This is a genomic window from Oceaniglobus sp. K40-3 (assembly GCF_055808395.1).
Genome location: NZ_CM147868.1, coordinates 1,971,317 through 1,994,575, shown reverse-complemented (window position 1 = coordinate 1,994,575; position 23,259 = coordinate 1,971,317). Strand labels below are relative to the sequence as shown.

22 protein-coding genes, 3 tRNA genes and 6 pseudogenes are annotated in these 23,259 nt (G+C 60.5%); 13 read left to right on the top strand and 18 right to left on the bottom strand.

Going from position 1 to position 23,259, the window contains the following annotated elements; genetic code table 11:
* Nucleotides 1-22: 22 nt before the first annotated feature.
* Nucleotides 23-664, top strand: coding sequence for a CatB-related O-acetyltransferase (locus tag AC0L7P_RS10310; protein ID WP_473432723.1), 642 nt, complete (start codon nucleotides 23-25; stop codon nucleotides 662-664).
* Nucleotides 661-1,311 carry a ribosome biogenesis GTP-binding protein YihA/YsxC gene (gene yihA / locus AC0L7P_RS10305; RefSeq protein WP_473432722.1) on the top strand — a complete coding sequence of 217 codons (651 nt, stop codon included), beginning with the start codon at nucleotides 661-663 and terminating at the stop codon, nucleotides 1,309-1,311. Before AC0L7P_RS10310 ends, yihA begins: the two co-directional genes overlap by 4 nt.
* Here the strand turns inward: yihA and AC0L7P_RS10300 are convergent.
* The 10 genes and pseudogenes from AC0L7P_RS10300 to AC0L7P_RS10255 form a co-directional block, all read right to left on the bottom strand.
* On the bottom strand, nucleotides 1,308-1,478 hold the full coding sequence (locus AC0L7P_RS10300) for a DNA gyrase inhibitor YacG (protein ID WP_473432721.1): 171 nt from the start codon (nucleotides 1,476-1,478) through the stop codon (nucleotides 1,308-1,310). The two genes, yihA and AC0L7P_RS10300, sit on opposite strands and share 4 nt — an antisense overlap.
* 14 nt (nucleotides 1,479-1,492) lie before the next feature.
* Nucleotides 1,493-2,507, bottom strand: a pseudogene (locus tag AC0L7P_RS10295) (ribonuclease E/G).
* Nucleotides 2,504-3,076, bottom strand: coding sequence for a Maf family protein (locus AC0L7P_RS10290; RefSeq protein WP_473432720.1), 573 nt, complete (start codon nucleotides 3,074-3,076; stop codon nucleotides 2,504-2,506). The pseudogene AC0L7P_RS10295 and the gene AC0L7P_RS10290 overlap by 4 nt, the downstream one beginning before the upstream one ends.
* A 3-nt stretch (nucleotides 3,077-3,079) precedes the next feature.
* A complete protein-coding gene (gene infA / locus AC0L7P_RS10285) occupies nucleotides 3,080-3,298 on the bottom strand; it encodes a translation initiation factor IF-1 (protein WP_007205486.1) in 219 nt (72 codons plus the stop codon).
* A 169-nt stretch (nucleotides 3,299-3,467) separates the two neighbouring features.
* Nucleotides 3,468-3,926, bottom strand: a complete 459-nt coding sequence (locus tag AC0L7P_RS10280) for an arsenate-mycothiol transferase ArsC (RefSeq protein WP_473432719.1) — start codon at nucleotides 3,924-3,926, stop codon at nucleotides 3,468-3,470.
* Between the two features lies 1 nt (nucleotide 3,927).
* Nucleotides 3,928-4,392 carry a UPF0262 family protein gene (locus AC0L7P_RS10275; protein WP_473432718.1) on the bottom strand — a complete coding sequence of 155 codons (465 nt, stop codon included), beginning with the start codon at nucleotides 4,390-4,392 and terminating at the stop codon, nucleotides 3,928-3,930.
* Nucleotides 4,389-5,690 carry a histidinol dehydrogenase gene (gene hisD, locus AC0L7P_RS10270; protein WP_473432717.1) on the bottom strand — a complete coding sequence of 434 codons (1,302 nt, stop codon included), beginning with the start codon at nucleotides 5,688-5,690 and terminating at the stop codon, nucleotides 4,389-4,391. Before hisD ends, AC0L7P_RS10275 begins: the two co-directional genes overlap by 4 nt.
* Nucleotides 5,691-5,750: 60 nt before the next feature.
* On the bottom strand, nucleotides 5,751-6,203 hold the full coding sequence (locus AC0L7P_RS10265; protein ID WP_473432716.1) for a DUF2948 family protein: 453 nt from the start codon (nucleotides 6,201-6,203) through the stop codon (nucleotides 5,751-5,753).
* Nucleotides 6,200-7,482 (bottom strand): annotated as a pseudogene (murA, locus tag AC0L7P_RS10260) (UDP-N-acetylglucosamine 1-carboxyvinyltransferase). The gene AC0L7P_RS10265 and the pseudogene murA overlap by 4 nt, the downstream one beginning before the upstream one ends.
* Nucleotides 7,479-7,646 carry a hypothetical protein gene (locus AC0L7P_RS10255; protein WP_473432715.1) on the bottom strand — a complete coding sequence of 56 codons (168 nt, stop codon included), beginning with the start codon at nucleotides 7,644-7,646 and terminating at the stop codon, nucleotides 7,479-7,481. The pseudogene murA and the gene AC0L7P_RS10255 overlap by 4 nt, the downstream one beginning before the upstream one ends.
* A gap of 203 nt (nucleotides 7,647-7,849) precedes the next feature.
* On the opposite strand from AC0L7P_RS10255, the gene AC0L7P_RS10250 reads away from it, so the two are divergent.
* The 8 genes and pseudogenes from AC0L7P_RS10250 to AC0L7P_RS10215 all read left to right on the top strand — a co-directional run bounded on the left by AC0L7P_RS10250 (nucleotide 7,850) and on the right by AC0L7P_RS10215 (nucleotide 13,146).
* Nucleotides 7,850-7,924, top strand: a tRNA-Thr gene (locus tag AC0L7P_RS10250).
* Between the two features lie 106 nt (nucleotides 7,925-8,030).
* The gene (locus AC0L7P_RS10245; RefSeq protein ID WP_473432714.1) at nucleotides 8,031-9,236 is read left to right on the top strand and encodes a hypothetical protein; all 1,206 of its coding nucleotides are present in this window, start codon (nucleotides 8,031-8,033) and stop codon (nucleotides 9,234-9,236) included.
* A gap of 137 nt (nucleotides 9,237-9,373) precedes the next feature.
* Nucleotides 9,374-9,703, top strand: coding sequence for a hypothetical protein (locus AC0L7P_RS10240; protein WP_473432713.1), 330 nt, complete (start codon nucleotides 9,374-9,376; stop codon nucleotides 9,701-9,703).
* A 64-nt stretch (nucleotides 9,704-9,767) separates the two neighbouring features.
* On the top strand, nucleotides 9,768-10,394 hold the full coding sequence (istA, locus tag AC0L7P_RS10235; RefSeq protein WP_473432712.1) for an IS21 family transposase: 627 nt from the start codon (nucleotides 9,768-9,770) through the stop codon (nucleotides 10,392-10,394).
* Nucleotides 10,391-11,374 (top strand): Mu transposase domain-containing protein, encoded by a 984-nt coding sequence (locus tag AC0L7P_RS10230; protein ID WP_473432711.1) that lies wholly within the window; start codon nucleotides 10,391-10,393, stop codon nucleotides 11,372-11,374. The genes istA and AC0L7P_RS10230 overlap by 4 nt, the downstream gene beginning before the upstream one ends.
* A pseudogene (gene istB, locus AC0L7P_RS10225) lies at nucleotides 11,371-12,214 on the top strand (IS21-like element helper ATPase IstB). The gene AC0L7P_RS10230 and the pseudogene istB overlap by 4 nt, the downstream one beginning before the upstream one ends.
* Before the next feature lie 320 nt (nucleotides 12,215-12,534).
* Nucleotides 12,535-12,712: pseudogene (locus AC0L7P_RS10220) on the top strand (transposase); the annotation flags it as partial.
* Nucleotides 12,713-12,786: 74 nt separating this feature from the next.
* The gene (locus tag AC0L7P_RS10215; protein WP_473432710.1) at nucleotides 12,787-13,146 is read left to right on the top strand and encodes a transposase; all 360 of its coding nucleotides are present in this window, start codon (nucleotides 12,787-12,789) and stop codon (nucleotides 13,144-13,146) included.
* A 7-nt stretch (nucleotides 13,147-13,153) separates the two neighbouring features.
* On the opposite strand, the pseudogene AC0L7P_RS10210 reads toward AC0L7P_RS10215, so the two are convergent.
* Nucleotides 13,154-13,753, bottom strand: a pseudogene (locus AC0L7P_RS10210) (transposase); the annotation flags it as partial.
* Here AC0L7P_RS10210 and AC0L7P_RS10205 point away from each other — a divergent pair.
* A pseudogene (locus AC0L7P_RS10205) lies at nucleotides 13,751-13,912 on the top strand (transposase domain-containing protein); the annotation flags it as partial. The pseudogenes AC0L7P_RS10210 and AC0L7P_RS10205 sit on opposite strands and share 3 nt — an antisense overlap.
* Nucleotides 13,913-14,208: 296 nt before the next feature.
* Here the strand turns inward: AC0L7P_RS10205 and AC0L7P_RS10200 are convergent.
* The 6 genes from AC0L7P_RS10200 to AC0L7P_RS10175 all read right to left on the bottom strand — a co-directional run bounded on the left by AC0L7P_RS10200 (nucleotide 14,209) and on the right by AC0L7P_RS10175 (nucleotide 20,093).
* A tRNA-Asp gene (locus AC0L7P_RS10200) sits at nucleotides 14,209-14,285 on the bottom strand.
* Nucleotides 14,286-14,401: 116 nt separating this feature from the next.
* Nucleotides 14,402-14,478, bottom strand: a tRNA-Asp gene (locus AC0L7P_RS10195).
* A gap of 140 nt (nucleotides 14,479-14,618) precedes the next feature.
* Entirely contained in the window at nucleotides 14,619-15,413 is a 795-nt protein-coding gene (gene iolB / locus AC0L7P_RS10190) for a 5-deoxy-glucuronate isomerase (protein WP_473432709.1), read from the bottom strand.
* Between the two features lie 11 nt (nucleotides 15,414-15,424).
* Nucleotides 15,425-16,321, bottom strand: a complete 897-nt coding sequence (gene iolE / locus AC0L7P_RS10185) for a myo-inosose-2 dehydratase (RefSeq protein ID WP_473432708.1) — start codon at nucleotides 16,319-16,321, stop codon at nucleotides 15,425-15,427.
* Between the two features lie 11 nt (nucleotides 16,322-16,332).
* Nucleotides 16,333-18,171 carry a 3D-(3,5/4)-trihydroxycyclohexane-1,2-dione acylhydrolase (decyclizing) gene (gene iolD, locus AC0L7P_RS10180; protein WP_473432707.1) on the bottom strand — a complete coding sequence of 613 codons (1,839 nt, stop codon included), beginning with the start codon at nucleotides 18,169-18,171 and terminating at the stop codon, nucleotides 16,333-16,335.
* A 5-nt stretch (nucleotides 18,172-18,176) separates the two neighbouring features.
* A complete protein-coding gene (locus AC0L7P_RS10175; RefSeq protein ID WP_473432706.1) occupies nucleotides 18,177-20,093 on the bottom strand; it encodes a bifunctional 5-dehydro-2-deoxygluconokinase/5-dehydro-2-deoxyphosphogluconate aldolase in 1,917 nt (638 codons plus the stop codon).
* A 191-nt stretch (nucleotides 20,094-20,284) separates the two neighbouring features.
* Here AC0L7P_RS10175 and AC0L7P_RS10170 point away from each other — a divergent pair, with 191 nt between their 5' ends.
* Together AC0L7P_RS10170 and AC0L7P_RS10165 are read left to right on the top strand one after the other, a co-directional pair.
* Nucleotides 20,285-20,428: a hypothetical protein gene (locus AC0L7P_RS10170; protein WP_473432705.1), complete on the top strand. Its 144-nt coding sequence runs from the start codon at nucleotides 20,285-20,287 to the stop codon at nucleotides 20,426-20,428.
* Nucleotides 20,425-21,978, top strand: coding sequence for a metallophosphoesterase family protein (locus AC0L7P_RS10165; RefSeq protein WP_473432704.1), 1,554 nt, complete (start codon nucleotides 20,425-20,427; stop codon nucleotides 21,976-21,978). The genes AC0L7P_RS10170 and AC0L7P_RS10165 overlap by 4 nt, the downstream gene beginning before the upstream one ends.
* A 72-nt stretch (nucleotides 21,979-22,050) precedes the next feature.
* Here the strand turns inward: AC0L7P_RS10165 and AC0L7P_RS10160 are convergent, their stop codons facing one another.
* Nucleotides 22,051-22,989 (bottom strand): LacI family DNA-binding transcriptional regulator, encoded by a 939-nt coding sequence (locus tag AC0L7P_RS10160; protein WP_473432703.1) that lies wholly within the window; start codon nucleotides 22,987-22,989, stop codon nucleotides 22,051-22,053.
* Nucleotides 22,990-23,259: the final 270 nt, after the last annotated feature.

Genomic DNA, 23,259 nt, shown 5'->3' with positions numbered 1-23,259 from the left:
CGTTCAGACCGAAGGTTCCACCATGCCCGGCCCCGACCCAGATACCCTTACCCCGATGCCCCAATATGACGGCACGGTGTTTCTGCGCCCCTTGGCGCAGGGCCGTGCGAATGTCGATGTGGGCGCCTTTACCTATTATGACGACCGCGAGCGCGGGCGCGACTTTTTCGACCGTAACGTCCTGCATCACTATGATTTTATCGGCGATCGCCTGATCATCGGGCCGTTCTGTGCCATCGCCCACGGGGTACGGATTTTCATGAACGGCGGCACCCATGCCATGGACGGGTTTTCAACCTTTCCGTTCAATATCTTTGCCCATGGCTGGGAAGACGGATTTGACCCGGCCACCTGGACCATGCAGCAAAAGGGCGACACTGTGATTGGTCCCGATGTCTGGATCGGCGATCATGCCACCCTGATGCCCGGCATTACCATCGGCGCAGGGGCCATCATCGCGGCGGGCAGCGTGGTCAGCCGGGACGTGGCACCCTATACAATGGTCGGGGGCAACCCGGCCCACGCGGTGAAACAGCGGTTCGATGCGGCGATTGTGGACGCGCTGCTGCGCATCGCCTGGTGGGACTGGCCGGTCGACAAAATCTCACGCAACCTGAACGCCATTCGCGGCGCCGATCTGAATGCATTGGAACACGCCACATGACCACCCTGCCCTTCCCCCTTGCCGAGATTGACGATACCGCCCGTGAAACCGGGCGCCTGCTGTTTGCCGGTGAAACCGATTTTGTCAAAGGCGTTGTCGCCATGGATGGCATGCCCCCGGACGACCGGCTTGAGGTGTGTTTTGCCGGTCGTTCCAACGTCGGAAAATCCACCCTGATCAATGCACTGACCGGGCGCAAGGCGCTGGCGCGTGCCTCAAACACCCCCGGACGCACGCAGGAGATCAACTTTTTCACCTGCGGCGAGAGCCATTATCTCGTTGATCTGCCCGGTTATGGCTTTGCCAAGGCGCCACTCAAGACGGTGGAAAAATGGCAACGGCTGATGAAATCGTACCTGTCGGGCCGTGCCACCCTGCGCCGGGTGTTCGTTCTGATCGACGGGCGTCATGGCGCCAAGGACGTGGACGAAGAGATCATGACTCTGCTCGACAGATCGGCCGTGACATTTCAGGCGGTGCTGACCAAGGCCGACAAACCATCGGCCCGCGATCTTGACGAATCCCTTGCCCGCACCCGCGCCATGTTGGCGCGTCACCCGGCGGCCTTTCCCGAAATCGTGATCACCTCGTCAGACAAGGGGCTGGGTATCGACACCCTGCGCGGGATCATCGCCACCCTGGATTAATGCGGGCGCTGCACCGGTGCGCGGTCTGAGTCGTCCATGTCGTCCTCGTCTGCGGGGACGGCATAGGCCCCGTTCAGCCATTTCCCCAAATCCACATCGGCGCAGCGGCGCGAACAGAAGGGGCGGTATTTGCGGTCGGTTTCGCGGTGACAGATCGGGCAGGCCATCGGCGCTCCTTTCGTCAGAGAGGCAGGCGGTCGCGCTTGCGCTGCAATTCATAGCAGCCCAGCGGCGTCCAGCCCGCCAGAATAGTTTCGACTGAATCATGGCGAAAGGCGGCGCGCAAGATTTGTTCAAATCCGCGCCGTTCCTTTTTCGCCATGGGAGCAAGATCAAGCGTGATCTGCCCGCCCAGCCCGCGACAGCGCAGTTGCGCCGGAAGGGCGCGCACGCAGGCGATGTTCGCCTTCAGCCCCGCCGCCAGCGATGTATCGGCGCCGGTGTTCACATCCACCGCCACCAGCGCGCGGGTGGGTTCGATATACATTGATCCGGTGCCCAGCGGCACATGGGCGCGGTGCAACGTGTCGATCATCGCATCCACGCCCTGTTCGGCAAAGCCGCCGTCGCGAGTGGAAATCGAGATCGGGTTCGGGCCATTCGCGCCAGGCCAGGGTGTGCGGATCGGGACCATCGGCCAAAAGTTCGGGCGCGCCTTCGGTTTCCCCAAGGATCGCCTCTGCCAGATCACCCATGGCAAAAATGTCTTCGGCCACGGCGCCGTCGGGGGCATTGGCCGCCGCTGAACGCAGGATCAACCCGGTGCGCCCGGCCTCTCCCATTGCCTCGTGAGCAATCAAAAGCAGCTCTTCGCGCCGGTCGTCGTCTTTGATGCTGCGGGAAATATTGATGCCCGGCGCGTCTGGCGTAACAATCGCATAGCGGCTTTTGAACAGCACCCGGTCCGTCACCGGCACGGCCTTGGTCCCTTCGGCAAAGCCGGTCACCTGCACCAGCATCGTGGTGCCCGGTGCCAACCCTTTGGCCGATTTCAGGTATCCGCGCCCTTCGGGCAGTTTCACGATCGCCCCGCCCTGCCCTTTCATCGGGCGGTCAACCACGGCGCGATAGATGGCGCCGGGAACCGGCACGCCATCGGGGGGCGCGATCAGCAGATCGTCAAGCACACCGTCAACGATCATCGCCGCCGCCAGCCGCTCTCCCAGCCGGTCAAGAAGAACCGCGCGCCCTTTCATCGGCCAAACACCGGATACCCGGCCGCGCCCAACAGCGCCGCCGTTTCGGCCACGGGCAACCCGACAACCCCGGTGAAAGACCCTTGAATCCACGGGATAAATGCGCCCGCAGGCCCCTGAATGGCATAGCCACCTGCCTTGCCCTGCCAATCGCCGGTGGCAAGATAACCGTTCACTTCGACATCGCTCAGCCGTTTCATTTTCACATCCGTCACCACGTCGCGTTGCCACAGGCGTTCGCCCCGGCGCACGGCCACGGCGGTGATCACCCGGTGCCGCCGCCCCGAGAGTTTATGCAGAAATTCCGCCGCCTGCCCGGCGTTGTCGGGTTTGCCCAGAATGCGACGGCCCAAGGCAACGGTGGTATCGGCGGCAATCAGGATTTCATCCTCGGCCAGCGTCACCGCCGCCGCCTTTTCGGCGGCCATACGAATGCAATAGGGGCGCGGCAATTCAGCAGCGCCCGGTGTTTCATCAATGTCGGGGGCGCGTATATCGTCAGGCACAAGGCCCAATTGCCCCAGCAATTCGCGCCGCCGGGGCGAGCCTGAGCCGAGAATCAGCCGCATGGCTTACTTGAAACGATAGTTGATCCGCCCCTTGGTCAGATCATAAGGGGTCATTTCGACCTGTACCTTGTCGCCTGCCAGAACACGGATGCGGTTTTTGCGCATCTTGCCTGCCGTGTGCGCGATGATCTCATGGCCGTTTTCCAGCTCGACCCTGAATGTCGCGTTCGGCAGGAGTTCCTTCACGACACCGGGGAATTCGAGCAGTTCTTCCTTGGCCATGTTCACTCCATCATGTGGGTGCCCGCCAGAAGTGCGGACGAGCGACTAGATGCGCCCAATCGCGCCGGTTTTCAAGGCTTCATCGTGCCAGTTGTTGTAAAGATCCCAATGTTTCGGCACGCCTGTGGCATTTCCAACGGATCAGCGGCCAAAGAGGCCCGTCCGACGGTCAAACATTCACGGGTGCCGGGCCGAACCGGTCAAACATTCGCAGTTTTATCTGATCGCGCGCTTCGCGATACGACCGCAGTTTGTCGTCACGCCCCTGCCCCAGCCCCGTCGGATCGAGAATCGGCCAGTATTCGACCTCAAGATGGTAAATGCGCGTAAGATCAAGAACGTGGCGCTGCGACGCAGGCGACAAGGCCACGATCAGATCAAACCCCGAAAGATCATCGCCCCATTGCTCCATTTCGTCAAAAGACCGGGTGCGGTGACGTTCAAGCTCGACCCCGAGTTCCCGGCAGACGGCGATTGAAAACCCGTCGATTTCCATGTCGCCCTTGACGCCAGCCGATTGAACATAGGTCTGATTGCCATAAAAGCGTTTCATCATCCCCTCGGCCATGGGCGAGCGGACGGCATTGTGATCACAGCAAAACAGAACCGACTGTGGAAGTCCGGCCACCTCAGGCGCCGAAATGCAGCACGCAGATCAGCGTGAACAGGCGCCGCGCGGTGTCGATGTCAATGTCCGCCTTACCGTCAAGCCGTTCCTGCAACACCCGCGCGCCTTCCATGTGAATGCCGCGCCGCGCCATATCGATGGTTTCAATCTGACTGGCCGGCAGCCGTTTCACCGCGTCGAAATAACTTTCGCAGATCTGAAAGTAATCCTTTACCACCTGCCGGAACGGGCCAAGGGACAGGTGAAATTCGGTTACTTTTTCACTGTCCGGGGTGGTCAGATCAAACACCAGTCGCCGGTCGCGAATCGCCAGCAGAAGGTGCAGATCGGCGGTCGGCATCCCGGGCAGCGCAAAGGCGTTATCCTCAAGCAGATCAAAGATGGCCACCCGGCGTTCCTGTTCGATCTCGGGCGTGGGGGCGGCAAGGCCGGTATCGTCGATGTCGATCTGAACCAGCCCGCTCATCGGTTCAGCCGGTCCAGACGGGCGCGCACCGACAGCCCGTGTGCCTCAAGGCTTTCTGAATTGGCCAGGCGTTCCGCGGCAGGGCCGATCGATTTCAACGCCCCGGGCGACATTTTGGCCATGGTCGTGCGTTTGAGGAAATCCATGACCGACAGCCCCGAGGAAAACCGCGCCGAACGGGCCGTGGGCAGCACATGGTTTGGCCCGCCCACATAATCGCCAATGGCCTCGGGTGTCCATTTGCCAAGGAAAATCGCGCCAGCGTGGCTGATGTTGGCGGCAAGGGCGTCGGGGTTATCGACGCAGAGTTCCAGATGTTCTGGCGCGATCTGATCGCACAGCGCCGCCGCCTCGCCCAGATCGGCAACCGTGATGATCGCCCCGAAATCGCGCCACGATGCCCCGGCAATGGCGCGCCGTTCAAGGGTTTCAAGGCGCATCGCCACCGCTTCGGCCACCGCTTCGGCCAGAATCGGATCGGTGGTGATCAGGATGCTTTGGGCGCTTTCGTCGTGTTCGGCCTGGCTCAGCAGATCAAGGGCGATCCAGTCCGGGTCATTGTCAGCGTCGGCAATCACCAGAATTTCCGACGGCCCGGCAATCATGTCGATGCCGACCTTGCCAAACACCCGCCGTTTCGCCGCCGCCACAAAGGCATTGCCCGGCCCGGTGATTTTATCAACGGGTGCAATGGTTTCCGTGCCATAGGCCAGCGCAGCAACCGCCTGTGCCCCGCCAACCCGGTACACGGTTTCAACCCCGGCCAGCCGCGCCGCCAGCAACACCAACGGGTTGCCCACCCCATCGGGCGTGGGCGCCGTGATGACCAGGCGTTCGACCCCGGCCACGGCGGCGGGAATCGCATTCATCAACACCGACGACGGGTAAGAGGCAAGACCGCCCGGCACATACAGCCCCGCTGCCGAAACCGGTGTCCAGCGCCATCCAAGGGTGGCGCCGGATTCATCGGTCCAGCTTTCATCTTTTGGCATCTGCCGTTTGTGATAGGCCCGGATGCGGGTGGCGGCCAGTTCCAGCGCGGCGCGATCCTCGGCGCTGACCTCGGCACAGGCCGCATCAATTTCGGCCTTGGTAAACGCGAGCGTCTCCGGCGTCAGGCTCAGCCGGTCGAATTTCGCCGTCAGCTCCAAAACCGCCGCGTCACCACGGGCGCGCACATCGGCAATGATGGCCGCCACGGTGGCATCCACATCGGGGCTGTCTTCACGCTTCATGGTCAACAGGGCCGCAAAGCGGGATTCGAAATCGGTATCGCTGGTGGACAGGATATGGGGCATGGCAAATACTCCGTTCCCGCAAGGCATAGCGCCGCAGTGCAGCAGGCTCAAGCCCGCGGCTTAGTCGGGGTGGTGGGGCGTCTTGCCCGAAACCGCACGATAGGGTTGCGTCACATCCCTGAGCGAAACCTCAAGCGCCGAGGCATCAATGGCAATCGCCCCATCCCCCGCAAGGGTCAGGATCGCCCGGTCACTGTCACCATCCAGCGTGACCGCAAGCAGTGACAGGATCTGATCGCCGTCGCCCCGGTCAATTCCGCTGCTTTGCACACCCGTCACATTGTCAAACGACAGCACGGCGCGCACCCGTTCGGGGTTGGCGGTATTGTCCTCCCAGCGGAACCGGTTGACCAACACGGAAAACCGGCGCACGGCGCGTTCAAACCGCATGTCGGTGATCGGGAATACCGCATCCTGCACCAGCGAGGAAATGACCGTCAGATCCTCGCCGCTCAGCGCCTGAAGCCGCAGAGGACGGGCGGCACCGTCCTCGAACCTTGCATCCCCGCTCATGCGCGCACCCGTTCGATACGCGCGCCACAGGCGCCCAGTTTTTCCTCAACCCGTTCGTACCCGCGATCAAGGTGATACACCCGGCTGACCATGGTTTCCCCTTCGGCCGCCAGCCCCGCCAGAATCAGCGAAACCGATGCACGCAGATCGGTCGCCATGACCGGCGCACCTTTCAGACGCTCAACCCCTGTCACCCGGGCCGTACCGCCATGCACATCAATATTGGCCCCCATGCGGATCAGTTCGGGCGCGTGCATGAACCGGTTTTCAAAAATCTTTTCTTCCAGCGTGCTGGTGCCTTCGGCGGTACACAGCAGCGCCATCATCTGTGCCTGAAGATCGGTGGGAAAGCCGGGAAACGGCTCGGTCGTGATGTCCACGGCCCTGATCCGCCCGTTCTTGCGCGCCACTTTCAACCCGCGCGGCGTTTCCTCAACGGAAATACCCGCCTGATCCAGCTTTTCACAGAACGCGCCCACCAGTTCGATCCGCCCGCCAAGGCATTCCACCTCACCGCCGCAGAACGCGGGCGCCAGCATATATGTGCCCAGCTCGATCCGGTCAGTCACCACCGGGTGCGTTGCGCCGTGCAGCTTTTCAACCCCCTGCACGGTGATCGTGCTGGTGCCTTCGCCCTCGATCTGCGCGCCCATGCGGCGCAGGCATTGGGCCAGATCGACAATCTCAGGTTCGCGCGCGGCGTTGTTGATTGTGCTGGTGCCCTTGGCCAAACTGGCCGCCATCAGCACATTTTCCGTGGCACCGACCGACACCAGCGGAAAATCAACTGTCCCGCCCCTCAGGCCCCCGGGCGCCTTGGCGTGAACATAGCCGTCGCGCAGCTCCAGCTCGGCCCCAAGCGCCTCTAGCCCGCGCAGATGCAGATCGACAGGCCGCGCCCCGATGGCACAGCCCCCGGGCAGCGACACCACCGCATGACCATCGCGCGCCAACATGGGCCCAAGCACCAGGATCGAGGCGCGCATCTTGCGCACGATATCGTAGTCAGCGGTGTGGTTGGTCACGTTGTGCGACGACATCACCAGAACCTGACCATCCTGAAGGCTGCTTACCTCGGCCCCAAGAGAACGCAAAAGCGCCGTCATCGTCGCGATATCCGACAGACGCGGCGCATTGGTCAGGGTCAGCGGCTCATCGCTCAGCAAGGTCGCCGGCATCAGGGTGAGGCAGGCATTCTTTGCCCCGGCGATTGGGATTTCCCCCGAAGTTCGCCGCCACCGCGCACAATAATCGAGATCCATCTGCCTGCCCTTTTCATTCGCCCTTGGCGGAACCACCGTCCGCCGTTTTTGTTACCTGCCCTGAACGTGCCCGCGCCTGTGCCTTGCGCCGCGCCAGATTGGCCTTGAGCGCCGCCTTCAGCCGCGTCTCACGGGCCGAGGCCGGTTTGGCATTCTTGTCTGGGCCGTTCGTCTTTACCATGGCCCGTTCCTACCCCAGCCTTGTCCGTTGGTCCAGTTTCTACGATCCACCACAGCGGCAGACCGCACAAAACCTGCCCTGCCCTCCATGTTCAGGCCAGGTTTGCCCTTGAATAAGGCACCCGCACAGCATTCCTCGCAAAAACCCGAAAAATCCCCCTTGCGCCCCCGCCACCAAGCGTCTATCCACCCGCCACGATGAAAGCTGTGGTAGCTCAGTGGTAGAGCACACCCTTGGTAAGGGTGAGGTCGAGAGTTCAATCCTCTCTCACAGCACCATCTTTTCCCTTTATCTTCAATACTATGGCCGAAATTCCCTTATCTTTGGCGGTTTGTCCTAGCGTTTGTCTTAGTTTCGACTAAGACACGGAACTAGGACACAGCCATGGCGCTCCCCAAGATCAAATACACAAAACAACGCGGTGGCATCTACCACCTCAACATTCCCGTGCCGCTGGCAATTCGACATCTGTATCGGGAAAAGGCCGCATTCGAGGCTTCCACCCGGTCCAGCGACCCGCGCGAGGCCGCACGGCAAGTCACAGACCAGCGCGCGATCATGGCGCGGCAAGTCAAGGAAGTTGATGCCAAAGCCGCAAAGGCCCGCCTCAAGGAATTGTTGGACGCCCCCGAGGCTGCAATGGTCGAAGCGCTGGGCGGCGCAGACAAGCTGCCTGCCCTGATCGCGGAACTCCGCTGCACGAATGCTTTCCTTGAAGCCGGACGGGGGGCGGACGACCCCATCGACACAGATGTGGATTGGCTTCACTCCGAAATCATTGACTTCAAGACAGGCAAGACTCGCCGGAAAACATCCCCGGTTCAGGTCTTCATCGGTGAAGAAGACGTGGAACCGGACCTGTTGCGCGACATACACCAACAAGCAGAACGAGCCGCCCAGCGCGCCTTTGCCGATCACGTCACCGCCGAACTCCGCAAGCTGAAAACCACAGCCGCAACACTGCAAGAGCCAATTCCCGAAGCGCCGGAGTGGGCGGACGAAGGTGGAGAAGGGCTGCGCGATCTTGCTGAACAGTTCGCCGCCGCAAAGTCCTACACCAAGCAGCATAAGGACTCGTTGAATTACACCGTTCGCCGCTGGATCGAACTTCACGGTGAGACGCCCATCAACAAGTTCAAACGTGGTCACCTCCACGACTTCGATGAAGCTCTCAAGAAGCTGCCCATCACACGGGAGAAGCGAATCCAAGACCTACCCATCCAACAAGCAATAGAAGCCGGGGAAACTGAGGGGCTTGAATGTGCGGGCGACAAGATCAGGGGCACCCGCGTCGATCACATGAAGGCGATGATGGCATACGCTCTCGATAAACCCGGAACTATTTCTGCTGATCCATTCTCAGGCTACAAAATAATCAAAACGAAGGTGAAACACTCCGCAAAGGCTGATGATGATGTCAGGCCGTTCGCTCCCGCGCATATTCGGCTGATCCTCCACCACTGTGCGGCTAAATTCCATGAGGACAGCATCGACCGCTGGGCACCGATGATCTCCGCATACACCGGAGCACGCCGGGAAGAGATCGGACAGCTTCACGTCGCAAACGTCGAAACTGGGGGAACGGACTGACGCTCAAAATCACCGACGAAGACCCGCTGCAAAAGGTTAAGAACAAGCATAGCTTCCGTGTGATCCCCATCCCGCCGGTCCTGCTAGATGCGGGTTTCGGTGACTTCCTTTCCCGTCGGCGCGCGTCTGGTGACAAGATGTTGTTCATCGAGAACTATACCGACAACAAGACCAAGATCAGAAGCCCCCGTGAGGTGACCCTCAGCAAACGGGATCGCTATAGCGAGACCTTTGGCACACGGTTCCCCCGCGAAGTCACCAAGGCCCTCAAGATCAAAGAAGACGGACTGGTCTTCCACAGCTTCCGCCATAGCTGGACGCGCGCCGCCCGACTCTCGGGCATCAAACCGGAAATTCGCCGCCTGATCGCCGGACGGCTTGAAAACGTTGGGGTAAAAGAATCCAAGGATCAGGCGTGTGAATCGGCATGCGAAATTGACCCACTTAGGTGGGTTATGAGCGAGTAAAATTGACCCACCTGTTTCGTTAACATCGGCGCTTCAAGTGCGGAGGGAAGAGCAGGTGTTATTGATGGAAAGTGTATCGAAGATCCGTCTGTGGGTGCTGGTTGAAGGGCGCAGTATCCGGTCTGTTGCGCGGGCGACGGGATTATCGCGCAACACGATCAAGAAGTATCTGAAGGATGAGAGCCCGCCGAGCTACCAGCGCCAAGCCCCGCCGGTTCGGCACAAACTGTGCAACGGGTTTGATCTTCGGCTTCAGGAGCTGTTCGAGCAGGACCAGAAGCGACCACGCCGGGAACGGCGAACGGCCGTGAGGCTTTACGAGCAGCTTGTCTCGGAAGGTTATCCTGGTTCCTATTCGCCGGTTCAGCGATTTGTCCGCGATCTGAAGCAGGCCGGTGCCGGTTCGGGCGAGGCTTTTATCCCGCTTTATTTTGCGGCAGGTGACGCGCTGCAATTTGACTGGAGCGAGGAACGGGTTGTCCTGGGCGGTGTCGAGCGATCGGTGAAGGTTGCCCACTTCCGCCTGTGCCATAGTCGCAAGCCCTTTGTCGTCGCCTATCCCGGCGAAGCCCAAGAGATGGTGCTGGATGCCTTTGTGCGGGCGTTGTCCTTCTACGGCGGGGTCCCGCGACGGGGTGAACATCGACCCACCGAAGGTGGCAAACCGTCCGGGGGACGGTTTGAGATGTGAACGGGCGGAGCCCCGGGATCATCGACAATCCCAAAACGATGGTGACCTATGTCTCCCGCTCGAAGGATCGGATATTCCATCCGCGGTTCCTCGCGTTGATGAACCACTATGTCATGGAGCCGCCGTCCATTGGGCTTGAACCAATGGCGCCCTTCTGGACGGCCCTGCCCCCCGCGTCGGGCTGGGAGAAGGGTCAGGTCGAGAACCAGGTCCAGTTTTTGCGAGGCCGGTTGTTTGCCCCAATGCCAGCCTTCGATGATCTGGATGGGCTGAACGACTGGTTGCGCCTGCGCTGCGAGGAGCTGGCAAATCGCGCTCATCCTGAACATTCGACCCGCACGGTTGCAGAGGTTTTTGAAGATGAACGCGCCGGGCTGCGCCCCCTGGGGCGGGCTTTTGATGGCTATGTGGAGAAGACGGTGCGTGTCCGCTCCACCTGCCTGGTTCAATATGCCAGCAATCGCTACAGCGTGCCGTCCCGGTTTGCAGGCCAGCATGTCTCCTTGCGCGCCTATGCGGGCCGGATCGTGCTGGTGTCAGGCCAGGATGTCATTGCCGAACACAGGCGCCGCTTTACCCGCAACGTCAGCTACTTTGAACCGTGGCATTACGTTCCTCTGCTGGATCGCAAACCCGGCGCCTTGCGCAACGGGGCACCCTTCGTGGACTGGCAACTGCCCGATGCCATGCATCGGATCAGGGAACATTACATGGCCGGCAAAGGTGGGGATCGGGAGTTTGTCGATCTGCTTCTGCTGGCCCAGGATCACCGGATCGAGGTCGTCGAGATTGCGTGTGATCTGGCGGTGGAGCAAAACACCCTGCGCCTGCCCGCCATCATCAACCTGATTAACCAGCTGGTCGAGCCGGTCATCACCTCCTTGAGCGAAACATACGTCTATCCACAGCTGACCCTGCGCCCGGAGGCCGATTGTAAGCGCTATGAAACGCTGTGCTCGGCAGAGGGGGCCGTCATATGAACGCTCTCATTGATCAACTGACCGCCCTGAGGCTGCATGGAATGGCAGCTTGCGCACATGATTTGCTGTCCGCGCGCAAGCCGCCCAGTCTGACCACAGCGATGAAGCAACTGATCGACGCAGAAACTGTAGAGCGCCGGGTGCGCTCCATCTATTAGCTGACAGGCGATGCTTTGCATCGCCGAGAGGCCAGTATCAAATGCGCATCGCGAAGTTCCCGCATCACAAGGACTTCGCCACCTTCGATTACGGCGCGGCAGCCGTCACCAAGGCCCGGATCGAGCCCTTCTGCTCGGGCCAGTTTACCGAAGAGGCACACAACCTCATCCTGGTGGGTGGAACCGGAACAGGCAAAACCCACATCGCCATCGCGCTTGGAACCGCCTTGATCAACAACGGCAAAAAGGCCCGCTTCTTCAACGCCGTCGATCTGATCAATGCCCTCCCTCTCATGCATGTAAACATGCACCGCCGGGCAGTGGATCAAGGAACAGGCCGAAGGCAACGCCGGGAAGATCATCCGGCAATTGTCAGCCCTGGATTGCGTCATCATCGACGAGTTGGGCTACATCCCCTTCCCGAAATCCGGCGGCGCACTGCTGTTCCACCTGATCAGCAAGCTCTACGAGAAAACCAGCGTCATCATCACCACCAATCTGGAGTTCGGGGAATGGGTCGCTGTCTTCGGCCCCTCTCATCGCTGCAAGCAGCGACTGCCGGGCAGTGGATGCCAAGATGACAACCGCGCTGCTGGACCGCGTCACGCACCACTGCGCCATCATCGAGACCGGCAACACCTCATACCGCTTCGCTCAGAGCAAAAGCCGCAGAGAAAAATAACCGCACCGCAAGCAAAGCCCACAGACGGACTCGCTATATGAGGGCGGCCCGCCTGAGGGCTTTGCCTCCCAATAGGCGGGTCAAAATCAAATGCTGAAACCGGGTCAGTTTTGAACGCTCATTGACAGGGGAGTTCGGCAATAGCGAACTTCTCGTGCTCCAGCTTCTCGATCTTGGATTCAAAGGCCTTGATGACCGTTGGGTTCCTAGGGGCTGTTGACGTTCAGGATTCCCAAATCACTTGACTTCTGATTCAAGGTTGCAAACAGAGGAGAGCAGCCTTGACCTGAAGAGTTTTAACCGACGCGCAATGGGCCACGATCGAACTGTATTGTCTTGGGAAGGTTGCCGATTCGGGACAGACTGGGCGTGATCCCCGCTTGTTCGTGGAAGCGGCCCTGTGGATCGTCCGCACCGGGGCGCAGTGGCGTGAATTACCGATCGAATTTGGCAAATGGAACAGCGTGTTCAAGCGGTTCCGCAGATGGGTTGGCGCGGCTGTTTTCCATCGGATGTTCAAAGAGTTATCTTCAGACGCCGACTTGGAACACGCGATAATCCCCTCTCATTGATTGCTCCGCAATCAACTGCCGGGCAACGGACGGAATGATCGTGAAGGTCCACCGCTCGGGTCAGGGCGCAAATGGGGGACTCTTTGCCAGGCCATCGGGCGTTCCCGCGGAGGCATAACGACGAAAATTCTGGCCCTGACCGATGCGCTCGGCAATCTTGTTGATTTCTGCCTGATGCCCGGACAGGCACAAGACTTGCGCGAAACCGATGAGTTGATCCGCAACCTTTCCGCCGGACATCTGCTGGCTGACCGGGCTTTCGACGCGGATTGGCTGCGAAATGACCTGCTGGAACGCGACATCATCCCGGTCATACCGCCGAAATCCAATCGAAAGTGCGATATGCGCAAAAGTTGGTGACGCCTGATCAGGCGGCAGCTTGAACGTGGCGGAGGCCGTCGCGGAACTCAACCCCTTGGATGATCTCGGGCAGGCGGTTCTGGCCGTCGAGTTTGCGCCAATTTTTCTGCGCTGACATCATCAGCTTGAACGCCATTGCCAGCCCGGTCTTGCGACTGAGGCACCCCTTGGTGCGTTTCGTGCGATGCCGGACAGTGGCGAAGGTGCTTTCGATCGGGTTTGACGTCCGAATGTGTTTCCAGTGTTCCGCCGGGTAGTCGTAGAAGGCCAGCAACGCGTCTCTGTCCTTGACCAACTTGGCCACCGCCTTGTCTTATTTCACGCCATAGTTTTCGACCAAGAAGTCGAAAGCGAGGTTGGCCTTGGCTTTTGCCTGAACGGATTTCGGCATCGCGTTCAGCACGTTCATGGTCTTGTGAACCCAGCACCGCTGTTCCCGCGTTGTGGCGAACACCTCGCGCAGGGCCGTCCAGAACCCCAGGGCACCGTCGCCGATCGCCAGCTTGGGGTCCTGCTTCAGGCCACGCCATTTGAGATCGAGCAGCACCTTGCGCCAGCTTTGGGTGCTTTCGCGGAAGCGGTCGGTCATGGCCAGCAGCTCCTTGCGATCACCTACACGCTTGTTGAGACCGCCCGCATGAACGGCGTCAATCCCGAAGCCTGGCTTACCTGGGTTCCCGAGCGTATCGCCGATCACAAGATCAACCGCGTCGAAGAACCCGCGCCCTGGAACTGGACGCCGCAACAGGCGTCAAGCGCGACGTAGCCGGACGGATACGTCGATACGGGCATTCGTCCGCGATGTCGGACGTTTCTTCGATCACGCAGGTCGATACCGACCCCGAAAAAGTTCTTGGATTTTCCGCAGCTTTTTCCGGATGTGCCGGTCACGAAATATCTGACAACAGCAAAGACCTGCTGCGCCCTGCGCGCCAGGTCTGTGTGTTCAGGGCCCCCGCCAAACGGAATGCGTGTGGATGATGCGGCCCATTTTTTACAGTCCCGCACGCCAATGCAGATGCCGTCCCGAAAGGGCGCTGACACAGAGGCGGAAATGGGAAATGGCGCGGTTGACGGGGCTCGAACCCGCGACCCCCGGCGTGACAGGCCGGTACTCTAACCAGCTGAGCTACAACCGCGCGTGAGGTGCGGGATAGGCCAGTCGCACGGGGCCGTCAAGCGCGAAGATGCCCCCAAAACGCATTTTGTTTCCGAAAGGAATATTCAGTGAAAATGTCACGAAAAGAGGGGTAAATGGCGCGGTTGACGGGACTCGAACCCGCGACCCCCGGCGTGACAGGCCGGTACTCTAACCAACTGAGCTACAACCGCGCATGACGTGCGGGATAGAATATGGCACCGGGGGCGTCAAGGCATTCCTGCCTGTTTTTTGCTATTTATCAACGCCCCCGCCCCGGGGCCGATAACGCGCCTTTGCGAATGTCATCAAAGGGCTTTTTCCTGCGCCGCAATCACATCAGATGTTCCACTTCTGGCGCGGCAACAAAGCGCCATTTGCGCAAGGGGCCTGCCATCACGTTGAGGTAATACATCTCAAACCCATAGGGCGCGCCACAGGGGTGATGACCGCGCGGCACACAGACGACATCACCGTCGGCCACGGCCATGGTTTCATCAAGTTGCAGATCATCCGTATAGACCCGCTGAATCCCAAAGCCATTTGCAGGGTTAAGGCGATGGTAATAGGTTTCCTCCAGATAGGTGATGCGTGGAAAATCATCCTCGTCATGGCGGTGGCTTGGATAGGACGACCAATTGCCTGCCGGGGTGAACACCTCGGTTACCAACAGGCTGTCGGCATAGTCTTCGTTTTCCATTGCGATGTTGTTGATATGGCGGGTGTTGGTGCCCTCGCCCCGCTGGGTCAGGGAAATCCCGTCGGGGCCGATCCTGCGCGCGTCATGCCCGGATTTTCCGGGTGCCTTGCAAATCGCGATGGTGCAATCTGTGGTGGCGACCGCCTGCCACTCCTGACCATTTGGCACATAAAGACAATGGGGCGGCGTTTTTTCAAACACTTGCATCCTGTCCCCCAATTCGCCCCACTCGTGACCTGCGGCCACCACCGTGGCCTTGCCTTCGACCATGACCAGTATGACCTCATCAGAGCCGGTGACATCGCCCGCGGTTTCGCCCGCCCGCAGGCGGTAAAGATCAAACCCGACATAGCGCCAGCCCGCGCTTGCCGGGGTGATCGCGTGGACCTTGCCATGGGTGCCAAACGGTTTTTTCAGAAAATCGGCCATGGGTCGCTCCTTTAGATAAGTCCGGTTTCACGCGCGATGCGTTTCAGGGTGTGCAACCCAAGGGTTTGATACAAAAGCGGGTTATGCACGTCGGGGTCTTGTTCGGCCTCGATCACGATCCAGCCGTCATAGCCCGCCGATTTCAGAATCTGCAAAAGCGGCGCGAAATCAATCGCCCCCTCCTGATCGCCCGGCACGGTGAAAACGCCACGGCGCACCCCGTCCATGAAGGACCAGCCTTTGTTTTCGACCGTTGCCCGCACAGCCGGGCGCACGTTCTTGGCGTGAAAATGCGCAACCCGGCCGATGTGACGCGCCAAGACCTGCGCAGGATCACCGCCGCCGAAATAACAATGCCCCGCATCAAACAAGAGTTTCGTCGCCGGGCCGGTTGCGGCCATAAAGGCATCGATGTCTTCGACGCTTTGCACCACTGTGCCCATGTGGTGATGATACACCAGATCAATGCCCTGCGCGGCGGTGAAGACAGCGATTTCCTCGACCCGGGCGGCGAAATCCACCATGCTGGCGCTGTCCAGCGTGGGCCGTGTCGTCAGCGGCGCATCAAGGCCCTGCACGGAATTGGATGTCTCGCAGACGATGCACACCCGGCAACCGTTATGCTTTAACTTGTCCAGGTGCGGCTGAATCGCCGCTTTCTCATCCGCGACAGAATGGGCCAGCAGGTTCAGGGAATGCCAGCCCGAGATAAAGCGCAAACCATATTGCCCCAGCAGATCCTTGAGCGCGGCAGGGTCGTCTTGCGGCCAGCGGTGACCGTTCTCTATTCCGTCAAAGCCGATAAGGCGGCCCGCCTCGTGCAGGATGCGCGTGGTTTCAATATCGGCGCCCAAGCTTTGGTCGTCGTCATTGGCCCATGCGATCGGATTGGTGCCAAACAGGATCATGTGGTGTTCTTTCAGTTTACAACGCGCTGTTGTGCAAGGTTTTTCAGGTAATCCGCATAGGCGGCGTTAATGTCCGGTGTATCACTGACCGCAGGAACCGCCACATCCCACCACGCCCCCGACCCATCAAGGTTGGGGCCGACTGTCGGATCGGTTTCGATCACGATCACCGTTGGAATGTCGCGCCCACGGGCCGCCGCGATCTGCGTTTCCAGATCGGCAATATCGCGGGCCTTGACCGCATGGGCGCCCATTGATCCCGCATGGGCGACATAATCGATCTGCGGCTGCGCCTCGACGTTGCAATCGGCATAAAGGTTGTTGAACGCCGCGCCCCCCGTCCCGGTTTGCAGGCGATTGATACAGCCGTACCCCCGGTTATCGGTCAACACGACCGTAAAGGGCACGCGGCGCATCACGGCGGTTGCCAGTTCGGAATTGGCCATCATGTAAGACCCATCCCCGACAAAACAGATCACTTCGCGCGCCGGATCGGCGAGTTTAAGCCCCATCGCGCCCGCAATTTCATAGCCCATGCAGGAAAAGCCGTATTCCATATGATAGCCGCCGCTTGCCGCCTGCCAAAGCAGCTTCAGCGCGCCGGGCATGGTGCCGGCGGCGCACATCGCCACGGCGGTTTCATCGGTGGCGCGTTGCACCGCGCCGATCACCTCGGCGTCAAGCGGGCGATACCCTTTGGGGGTGTCTGCACGGGGCGCGCAATGGGCCGTGACCGCCGCCAGCCACCCTGCCCGTGCATCGGGGTTTGCGCCCTTTCCGGCGTAATCGCCCAAGGCAGCGGTCAGTTTTTCCAGCGCAATCCCGGCATCCGCCATCAGTGGCACCGCCCCGTGCTTTACCGCATCATAGGCCGCCACATTGATCGAAATCAGGCGCCGGTCCGGGTGTTTGAACACCGACCATGACCCGGTGGTGAAATCCTGAAACCGCGTGCCAACCCCGATCACCAGATCCGCCGCCGCCGAAATGTCATTCGCCGCCGCCGATCCATCCACGCCCGAACCGCCATAGTTCATCGGATGGGCCTGCGCGACAGCACCTTTGCCAGACTGGGTTTCCACGATCGGAATATTGTGACGTGTCGCGAAATCTGCCAGCGTCTTTTCCGCCTGCGCATAGATGACGCCGCCACCGGCAACGATCACCGGGGTTTTGGCCGCGCGGATCAGATCGGCCACTTCGGCCAATTCCACCGCATCCGGTTCGGGCCGGCGAATGCGCCACACACGCGGGGCAAAGAACGCGACGGGGTAATCATAGGCCTCGGTCTGCACATCCTGACAAAATGCAAGGGTCGCCGGGCCGCAGGTTGCCGGGTCTGTCATGGCCGCCATTGCACGGGGCAGCGCCGTCAAAAGATGTTCGGGGCGCACGATGCGATCAAAATAACGGCTGACAGGGCGCAGGCAGTCATTGGCGCTTACCGTGCCGTCGCCGTGGTCTTCGATTTGCTGCAACACGGGATCAGGGCGACGGTTTGCAAACACATCACCCGGGATCAGCAACAAGGGCAAACGGTTGACGTGGGCCAAGGCCGCCGCTGTCACCAGATTGGTCGCGCCCGGCCCGATCGAGGTGGTCACAGCCATGGCGCGGGTGCGCTTTTTCGCCTTGGCATAGGCGATGGCCGTATGCGCCATGGTCTGTTCGTTCTGGCCCCGCCATGTTGGCAGGTCAGCACCATAAAGCGCCTCGCCCATACCCGTCACGTTGCCATGACCAAAGATCGCCCAAACGCCCTCGATGAAACGCTCGCCTTCCTCGGTCATCTGCACCGAGAGCCATTTGACCATGGCCTGCGCCGCCGTCAGTCTGATTGTCTTGCTCATCGCGATTATCCCTTGCTTGCGGCGCGCGCCGCATCCCAAACCTTGCACAGTCGCGCAAACCGGTCTGCCATCTGTGCAACCGCATCCGCATCTGACATTGCGTTCACCATCCATGCCCGCGCGGTATCGCCGAATATTGTGCGCCCCACGGCAAAGCCCTTGACCAGGGGATGGCGCGCCGCGACGGCAAAAGACGCCGACAATTCTGTCTCTGGCGCATCCAGCCCCAACACCACGATCCCGCGTGTGTGCCGGTCGTTATCCTCGATTGCCGACACTGTGGCGGCCCAACCTTTCGGGTTTGCCATCGGTTCCAGCTTCCACCAGTCGGGATAAACCCCGGCCTTGTAAAACTGCCGGATCAGGGTTGCCGTTGTGTCAGGCGTTACCGGACCAATCTTGGAGGGGATCACTTCGAGCAGGAATTCCAGATTGTTGCGCCGCCCCGCATCAAACAGCCGCTTGACGGTCGCTTCCTGTGCCATACGCGTTGCGGCATCATCATCGGGGTGGCAAAAACACAGGCATTTGATCACATTCTCACGCGCCCAGGTATTCACGCCGCCAAAGTCACTGCCAAGGTCAGGCTCCAGCGTCAAAGGCCGCGAGCCGGGCCATTCGGCGGGCCGGCCGATCCAAAGCCCGGTGCCAGAGGCCCCATGCAGCGCCGATTTCCCGATCCGGTTGTCGCACAGAATGCCAAACCCGCCCTGCCCGCCCTGCACCTGTAACGCGGCCTTCAAACACAGTTCCTTGAACGCCGCGCCCTTTTCAATCGTGTAACCGTCCATCTCTTCCAACTGGGACCGGTGATCAAAGGCAAACACCCGCATGGTCGACCAATCGCCCCCATTGCGCGTGTGGCGTGTGGTTGACCAATGAACCTGCTCTAACGCGGGATCGTTGCGCAAATCCTTTTGCACCACCCCGCGTTCAAGAAAAAACTCAAGCTCGGCCAGGGACGGATAGGCAGGGGTGCACCCGTGCCGCGACACCGCAAACGCCCCGCAGGCATTCGCGTATTTCAGCGAGGTCGGCCAGTCGGCATCTGCCATCCAGCCTTTCAACAGGCCCGAGAAAAAGCCATCTCCCGCACCCAGAACATTGAACACCTCGATCAGAAATCCCTGGCCCGTCTGCCCCGCATCAAGGCTGTCGGGGATCGGCCCGTCAAAGGCAGTGGCACCTGCGGCACCGCGTTTGCAAATCAGGGTCGCCGCTGATTTTTCCCGCACCGCAGACAGCGCCGCAAGGGTATCTGTCGATCCGCCAGCAATGTGGAATTCTTCTTCGGTGCCGACAATCAAGTCAAAGTAATGCAGCGTCGCCAACAGTTTATCCGTCACCTGTTGGCTTGCGACAAACCGGCTTTCACCGTCGCCATGCCCCGCGACGCCCCAAAGGTTCGGGCGGTAATCAATATCCAAGGCGGTGCGGATGCCGTTGTCACGCGCGATGGTCAGCGCCTTGAGAACCGCCGCCGCCGTGCGCGGGTTCGACAGATGTGTGCCCGTCACAACCACCGCCCGCGCGCGTTTGATAAAGGCCGCGTCGATGTCATCTTCGCACAGGGCCATATCGGCGCAATTCTCGCGGTAAAAAATCAGCGGAAACTGTTCCTGGTCGCGGATGCCAAGAATCACCAGGGCTGTCAGGCGCTCGGGGTCTGTCACGACGCCATCGGTACAGACGCCTTCGCGGGCCAGTTGTTCGCGAATGAAGCGGCCCATGTGTTCGTCACCGACCCGGGAAATCAACGCCGTCCTCAGACCCAGCCGCGCCGCGCCGCAAGCGATATTGGTGGGACTGCCGCCGATGTATTTTTCGAACGAACCCATATCCTCAAGCCGCCCACCGACCTGTGCGCCATAAAGATCAACGCCCGCGCGCCCGATTGTGATTACGTCGATGTCTGGTTTCATGGCTCTATCCAAATGTCGCGTTTGTTGCCCGCGCCCGATTATGCGGATCATGGCCAAATCACAACGATCCCGCCACCCCTGCCCCGGCCAGATGCAGCCGAAAATGGAATTGTCGTCGGACACTCGTGATTGAAGCCATTGCAAAGCCGTGCAATAGCACGCAGGACAGCGGCTCGTAAAGGACATGACCGATGACCGAACAACCGCCCCCGCTGGCCCCGGATACCCTTGGCCGTCGCGCTGTTCGATATTGGGCGGCCTTGCGACATGGGATCACCACCGTCATGATTTACACCACAAATGCGCATTTCAAACCCGACGAGGCAAAACAATGACGGAACCCACCCCATGGAGCGGCCGGATCGGAATTCTTGCCGATCCGCATTTGCACGCCGTTGCAACCGGCGCCGCCTATGGGTGCGAGGGCGTCGCGATGCTGCGCAGCCTGGCCAACACCGTCCAGTCCACCCGCGTCTTTAACGAAAGCGAACCCGCCCTGCGCGCCGCGCTGGATGCCATGGTCGCTGAGGGGGTCACGTTGGTGCTGATCCTCGGCGATCTGACCGATGACGGTCAGGCGCCCAACTGGCAGGCCGCCGCCGCCATTCTGCACGAATATGAGAGCCGCGCAGGGATGCGGTTTTTCCTGACGCCCGGCAACCACGATCAATGGGTTGACGGCACGCTGGCGCAAACAAAAGAATTCACAGCGCCGAATGGCGGTGTGTTCACCGTCTCCAGCGCGCCAGAAACGCCGCATCATCACGCACCCGTCCTGCAACGCCTGAGCTATGCACAGGTTTTTCCTTTCGCATCCGGTTTCGGCTTTGCCCCGCATCCCGGTGATGTACTGTGGGAAACGCCCTTTGGCACCGATCCCGCAATTGAGGCGCGTATGGGGCCGGTTTTCGCCGGGCCTGAAACGGTGATGACGCCCGACTTTTCCTATCTGGTAGAGCCTGTGGCGGGTCTGTGGATTCTTTCGGTTGATGCCTCGGTCTATCGGCCCGACCCGGCATCGCAAACAGGCGCCTGGCGCGACAGCAGCACCGAGGGCTGGGCCGCTGTGCTGGGGCGCAAGACCTGGTTGCTTGACTGGATTGCCGATGTCGCGGCGCGCGCACAGGTTTTGGGCAAACGGCTGGTGACATTCTCGCATTATCCGGTGCTTGATGCGCTCAACGGGGCGGCCGGTCAGATGGAGGCAGGCGGTCAGCGCCGCATCATGCCGGATGATACCACGGGCGCGCGGATTGCCGCGACGGGAATGGGGCTGCATTTCAGCGGGCATTGGCACCTTAACCGCAGCACCGCAATTACCACCCCCAAACCATTGATAAATATCGCCACACCGTCGACCGTCGCATTTCCCGCCGGATGGAAACTGCTGCATATCGACGGGGAAACAGCCCGGATTCACACGCGCCTGTTGAACGATGTCACCGGATTTGATCTGGGGTTTGACGCCTATCGTCAGGCGGGGGCGGACCTGCCGCAGGGCGATTATCAAACCTTTCTGCGCTGGCACCTCGAACACCTTGTCATCACGCGCTTTCTTCCCCGGGATTGGGAGGAAGGTTTTGCCGAGCACCTTGCCGGGGTGACGCTGGCCGATCTGATCGACGATACCAACCACCACCCCGACGCGGCGCGGATTTCCGGCCTCACGGCCATCACCGACCTTTACCTGCTGGAGCGCGCCGGCTCTCTCGCGGCCCTGCCGGAAGAGCGTTTGCGGCTTTATCGCGGATTGTCCGTTGGGGCCGAAACCGGGCCGGCGGCGCGGATGCTCAGAACCTTGCACAAACATGCAAACGGGGCGCCTGACGCGGATTTTACGATTGATCTGACGGCGGGCAACCTCACCGCGCCCGGCGCGAACTAGCGCGGTCGGACAGACCGCCGCCAGATCAGTTGCGCCTCGAATGTCACGCCGTCGCCTGCCACGTCCTCGCGATCAAGAAGCTGTGTGATGTGTTCGGCGATCTGGTTGATTGGCTGACGGAATGTCGTAAGCCCATAGGAATCCCACCCCCTGATCAATGTCATCGAAACCGATCACGCAACACTCGCGCGGGATTGCCAGATCAAATTCCAGACGTGCGGAATCCATGAAGCCAAGCGCCAGAAGATCGGTCACACAGAACGCCGCATCAACGGCGTTGGAGCGCGCCAAAACCTGCCGGGCAGCAGCCTGCCCCGATTCATAGGATGTCGCCCCCGCCGCGACCACCTCAACCGCGACACCCGCCGCGCGGGCCGCCTGAACATAGGCCGTTTCCCGCGCCACAAGGCTTGGCGTCCGGTTCTGGCTTGATACCACGACATGGCTTTGCGCACCCGCCCGTTGATGCAGTAAAAACGCCTCATGGGCGGCAGCGGCATTGTTTACCGTGATCCGGTCTGCCCCTTCCGGGGTTTCGCCCCGATTGATCAGGATGACATGTTGACCGTTGGCAAGGCAGGTATCAACAAGGGTCGACGACGGCGTTCCCGTCAGCACGACAGTCGCATCGGCGCGGTAATTCAGGCTTTGTTTCAACGCCTGCGCGGCGTTGGCATCATCGCCATTGGTGTTGATCACCAACGCAACGCGATTTTGCTTTTGCAGCGCCCGCGTGATTGCCTCCATCAGGCGCGCCTGAAACGGGGTGGCGATTTCGGAAACCACGAGCGACACAATGTTGCTGCGTTCGCGGATCAACCCGCGCGCCAGATGATTGACGTGATAGCCCAGCTCTTCTGCCGCCTTCAGCACCCTGCCCCGCGTTTCTGCCGAAACACTCGCCCCGTCGGTAAACGCCCGTGACACCGCCGAACGTGACACGCCCGCCAGCTCTGCAACCTTTTGGGCGCTGACAAAGCCACGGTTTCGGGGCGGCAAAGAATTGGTCACATTGTATCCCACCATTGTGCAGACCCCTCAGGCCCGCGTCGCGCATAAAATCTTTTGGCCCGCGGTGCGGTTCTGCCCCCTGTTCTGGCGCAATCTGCGTGCAATGCAAGCCTTGCGGCCCGGCCCATGCGGAAACCCGGCGGCAATTCCTGCGCCGTCCGACACGTGCAATGCACAGGGTTGCACAGAATACCAAAAACGCCAAATCGCGCCATGATGTCAACGATCAGCTTGAATGACCGGCGCGGCACTGGGCACGACATGGTGATA

What these genes read in the sequence shown, in the direction of transcription:
- AC0L7P_RS10310 (WP_473432723.1), top strand. Translation starts at nt 23, where the DNA reads ATGCCCGGCCCCGACCCAGATACCCTTACCCCGATGCCCCAATATGAC.
- yihA (WP_473432722.1), top strand. Translation starts at nt 661, where the DNA reads ATGACCACCCTGCCCTTCCCCCTTGCCGAGATTGACGATACCGCCCGT.
- AC0L7P_RS10300 (WP_473432721.1), bottom strand. Translation starts at nt 1,478, where the DNA reads ATGGCCTGCCCGATCTGTCACCGCGAAACCGACCGCAAATACCGCCCC.
- AC0L7P_RS10290 (WP_473432720.1), bottom strand. Translation starts at nt 3,076, where the DNA reads ATGCGGCTGATTCTCGGCTCAGGCTCGCCCCGGCGGCGCGAATTGCTG.
- infA (WP_007205486.1), bottom strand. Translation starts at nt 3,298, where the DNA reads ATGGCCAAGGAAGAACTGCTCGAATTCCCCGGTGTCGTGAAGGAACTC.
- AC0L7P_RS10275 (WP_473432718.1), bottom strand. Translation starts at nt 4,392, where the DNA reads ATGAGCGGGCTGGTTCAGATCGACATCGACGATACCGGCCTTGCCGCC.
- hisD (WP_473432717.1), bottom strand. Translation starts at nt 5,690, where the DNA reads ATGCCCCATATCCTGTCCACCAGCGATACCGATTTCGAATCCCGCTTT.
- AC0L7P_RS10265 (WP_473432716.1), bottom strand. Translation starts at nt 6,203, where the DNA reads ATGAGCGGGGATGCAAGGTTCGAGGACGGTGCCGCCCGTCCTCTGCGG.
- AC0L7P_RS10255 (WP_473432715.1), bottom strand. Translation starts at nt 7,646, where the DNA reads ATGGTAAAGACGAACGGCCCAGACAAGAATGCCAAACCGGCCTCGGCC.
- AC0L7P_RS10245 (WP_473432714.1), top strand. Translation starts at nt 8,031, where the DNA reads ATGGCGCTCCCCAAGATCAAATACACAAAACAACGCGGTGGCATCTAC.
- AC0L7P_RS10240 (WP_473432713.1), top strand. Translation starts at nt 9,374, where the DNA reads ATGTTGTTCATCGAGAACTATACCGACAACAAGACCAAGATCAGAAGC.
- istA (WP_473432712.1), top strand. Translation starts at nt 9,768, where the DNA reads ATGGAAAGTGTATCGAAGATCCGTCTGTGGGTGCTGGTTGAAGGGCGC.
- iolB (WP_473432709.1), bottom strand. Translation starts at nt 15,413, where the DNA reads ATGGCCGATTTTCTGAAAAAACCGTTTGGCACCCATGGCAAGGTCCAC.
- iolE (WP_473432708.1), bottom strand. Translation starts at nt 16,321, where the DNA reads ATGATCCTGTTTGGCACCAATCCGATCGCATGGGCCAATGACGACGAC.
- iolD (WP_473432707.1), bottom strand. Translation starts at nt 18,171, where the DNA reads ATGAGCAAGACAATCAGACTGACGGCGGCGCAGGCCATGGTCAAATGG.
- AC0L7P_RS10175 (WP_473432706.1), bottom strand. Translation starts at nt 20,093, where the DNA reads ATGAAACCAGACATCGACGTAATCACAATCGGGCGCGCGGGCGTTGAT.
- AC0L7P_RS10170 (WP_473432705.1), top strand. Translation starts at nt 20,285, where the DNA reads ATGACCGAACAACCGCCCCCGCTGGCCCCGGATACCCTTGGCCGTCGC.
- AC0L7P_RS10165 (WP_473432704.1), top strand. Translation starts at nt 20,425, where the DNA reads ATGACGGAACCCACCCCATGGAGCGGCCGGATCGGAATTCTTGCCGAT.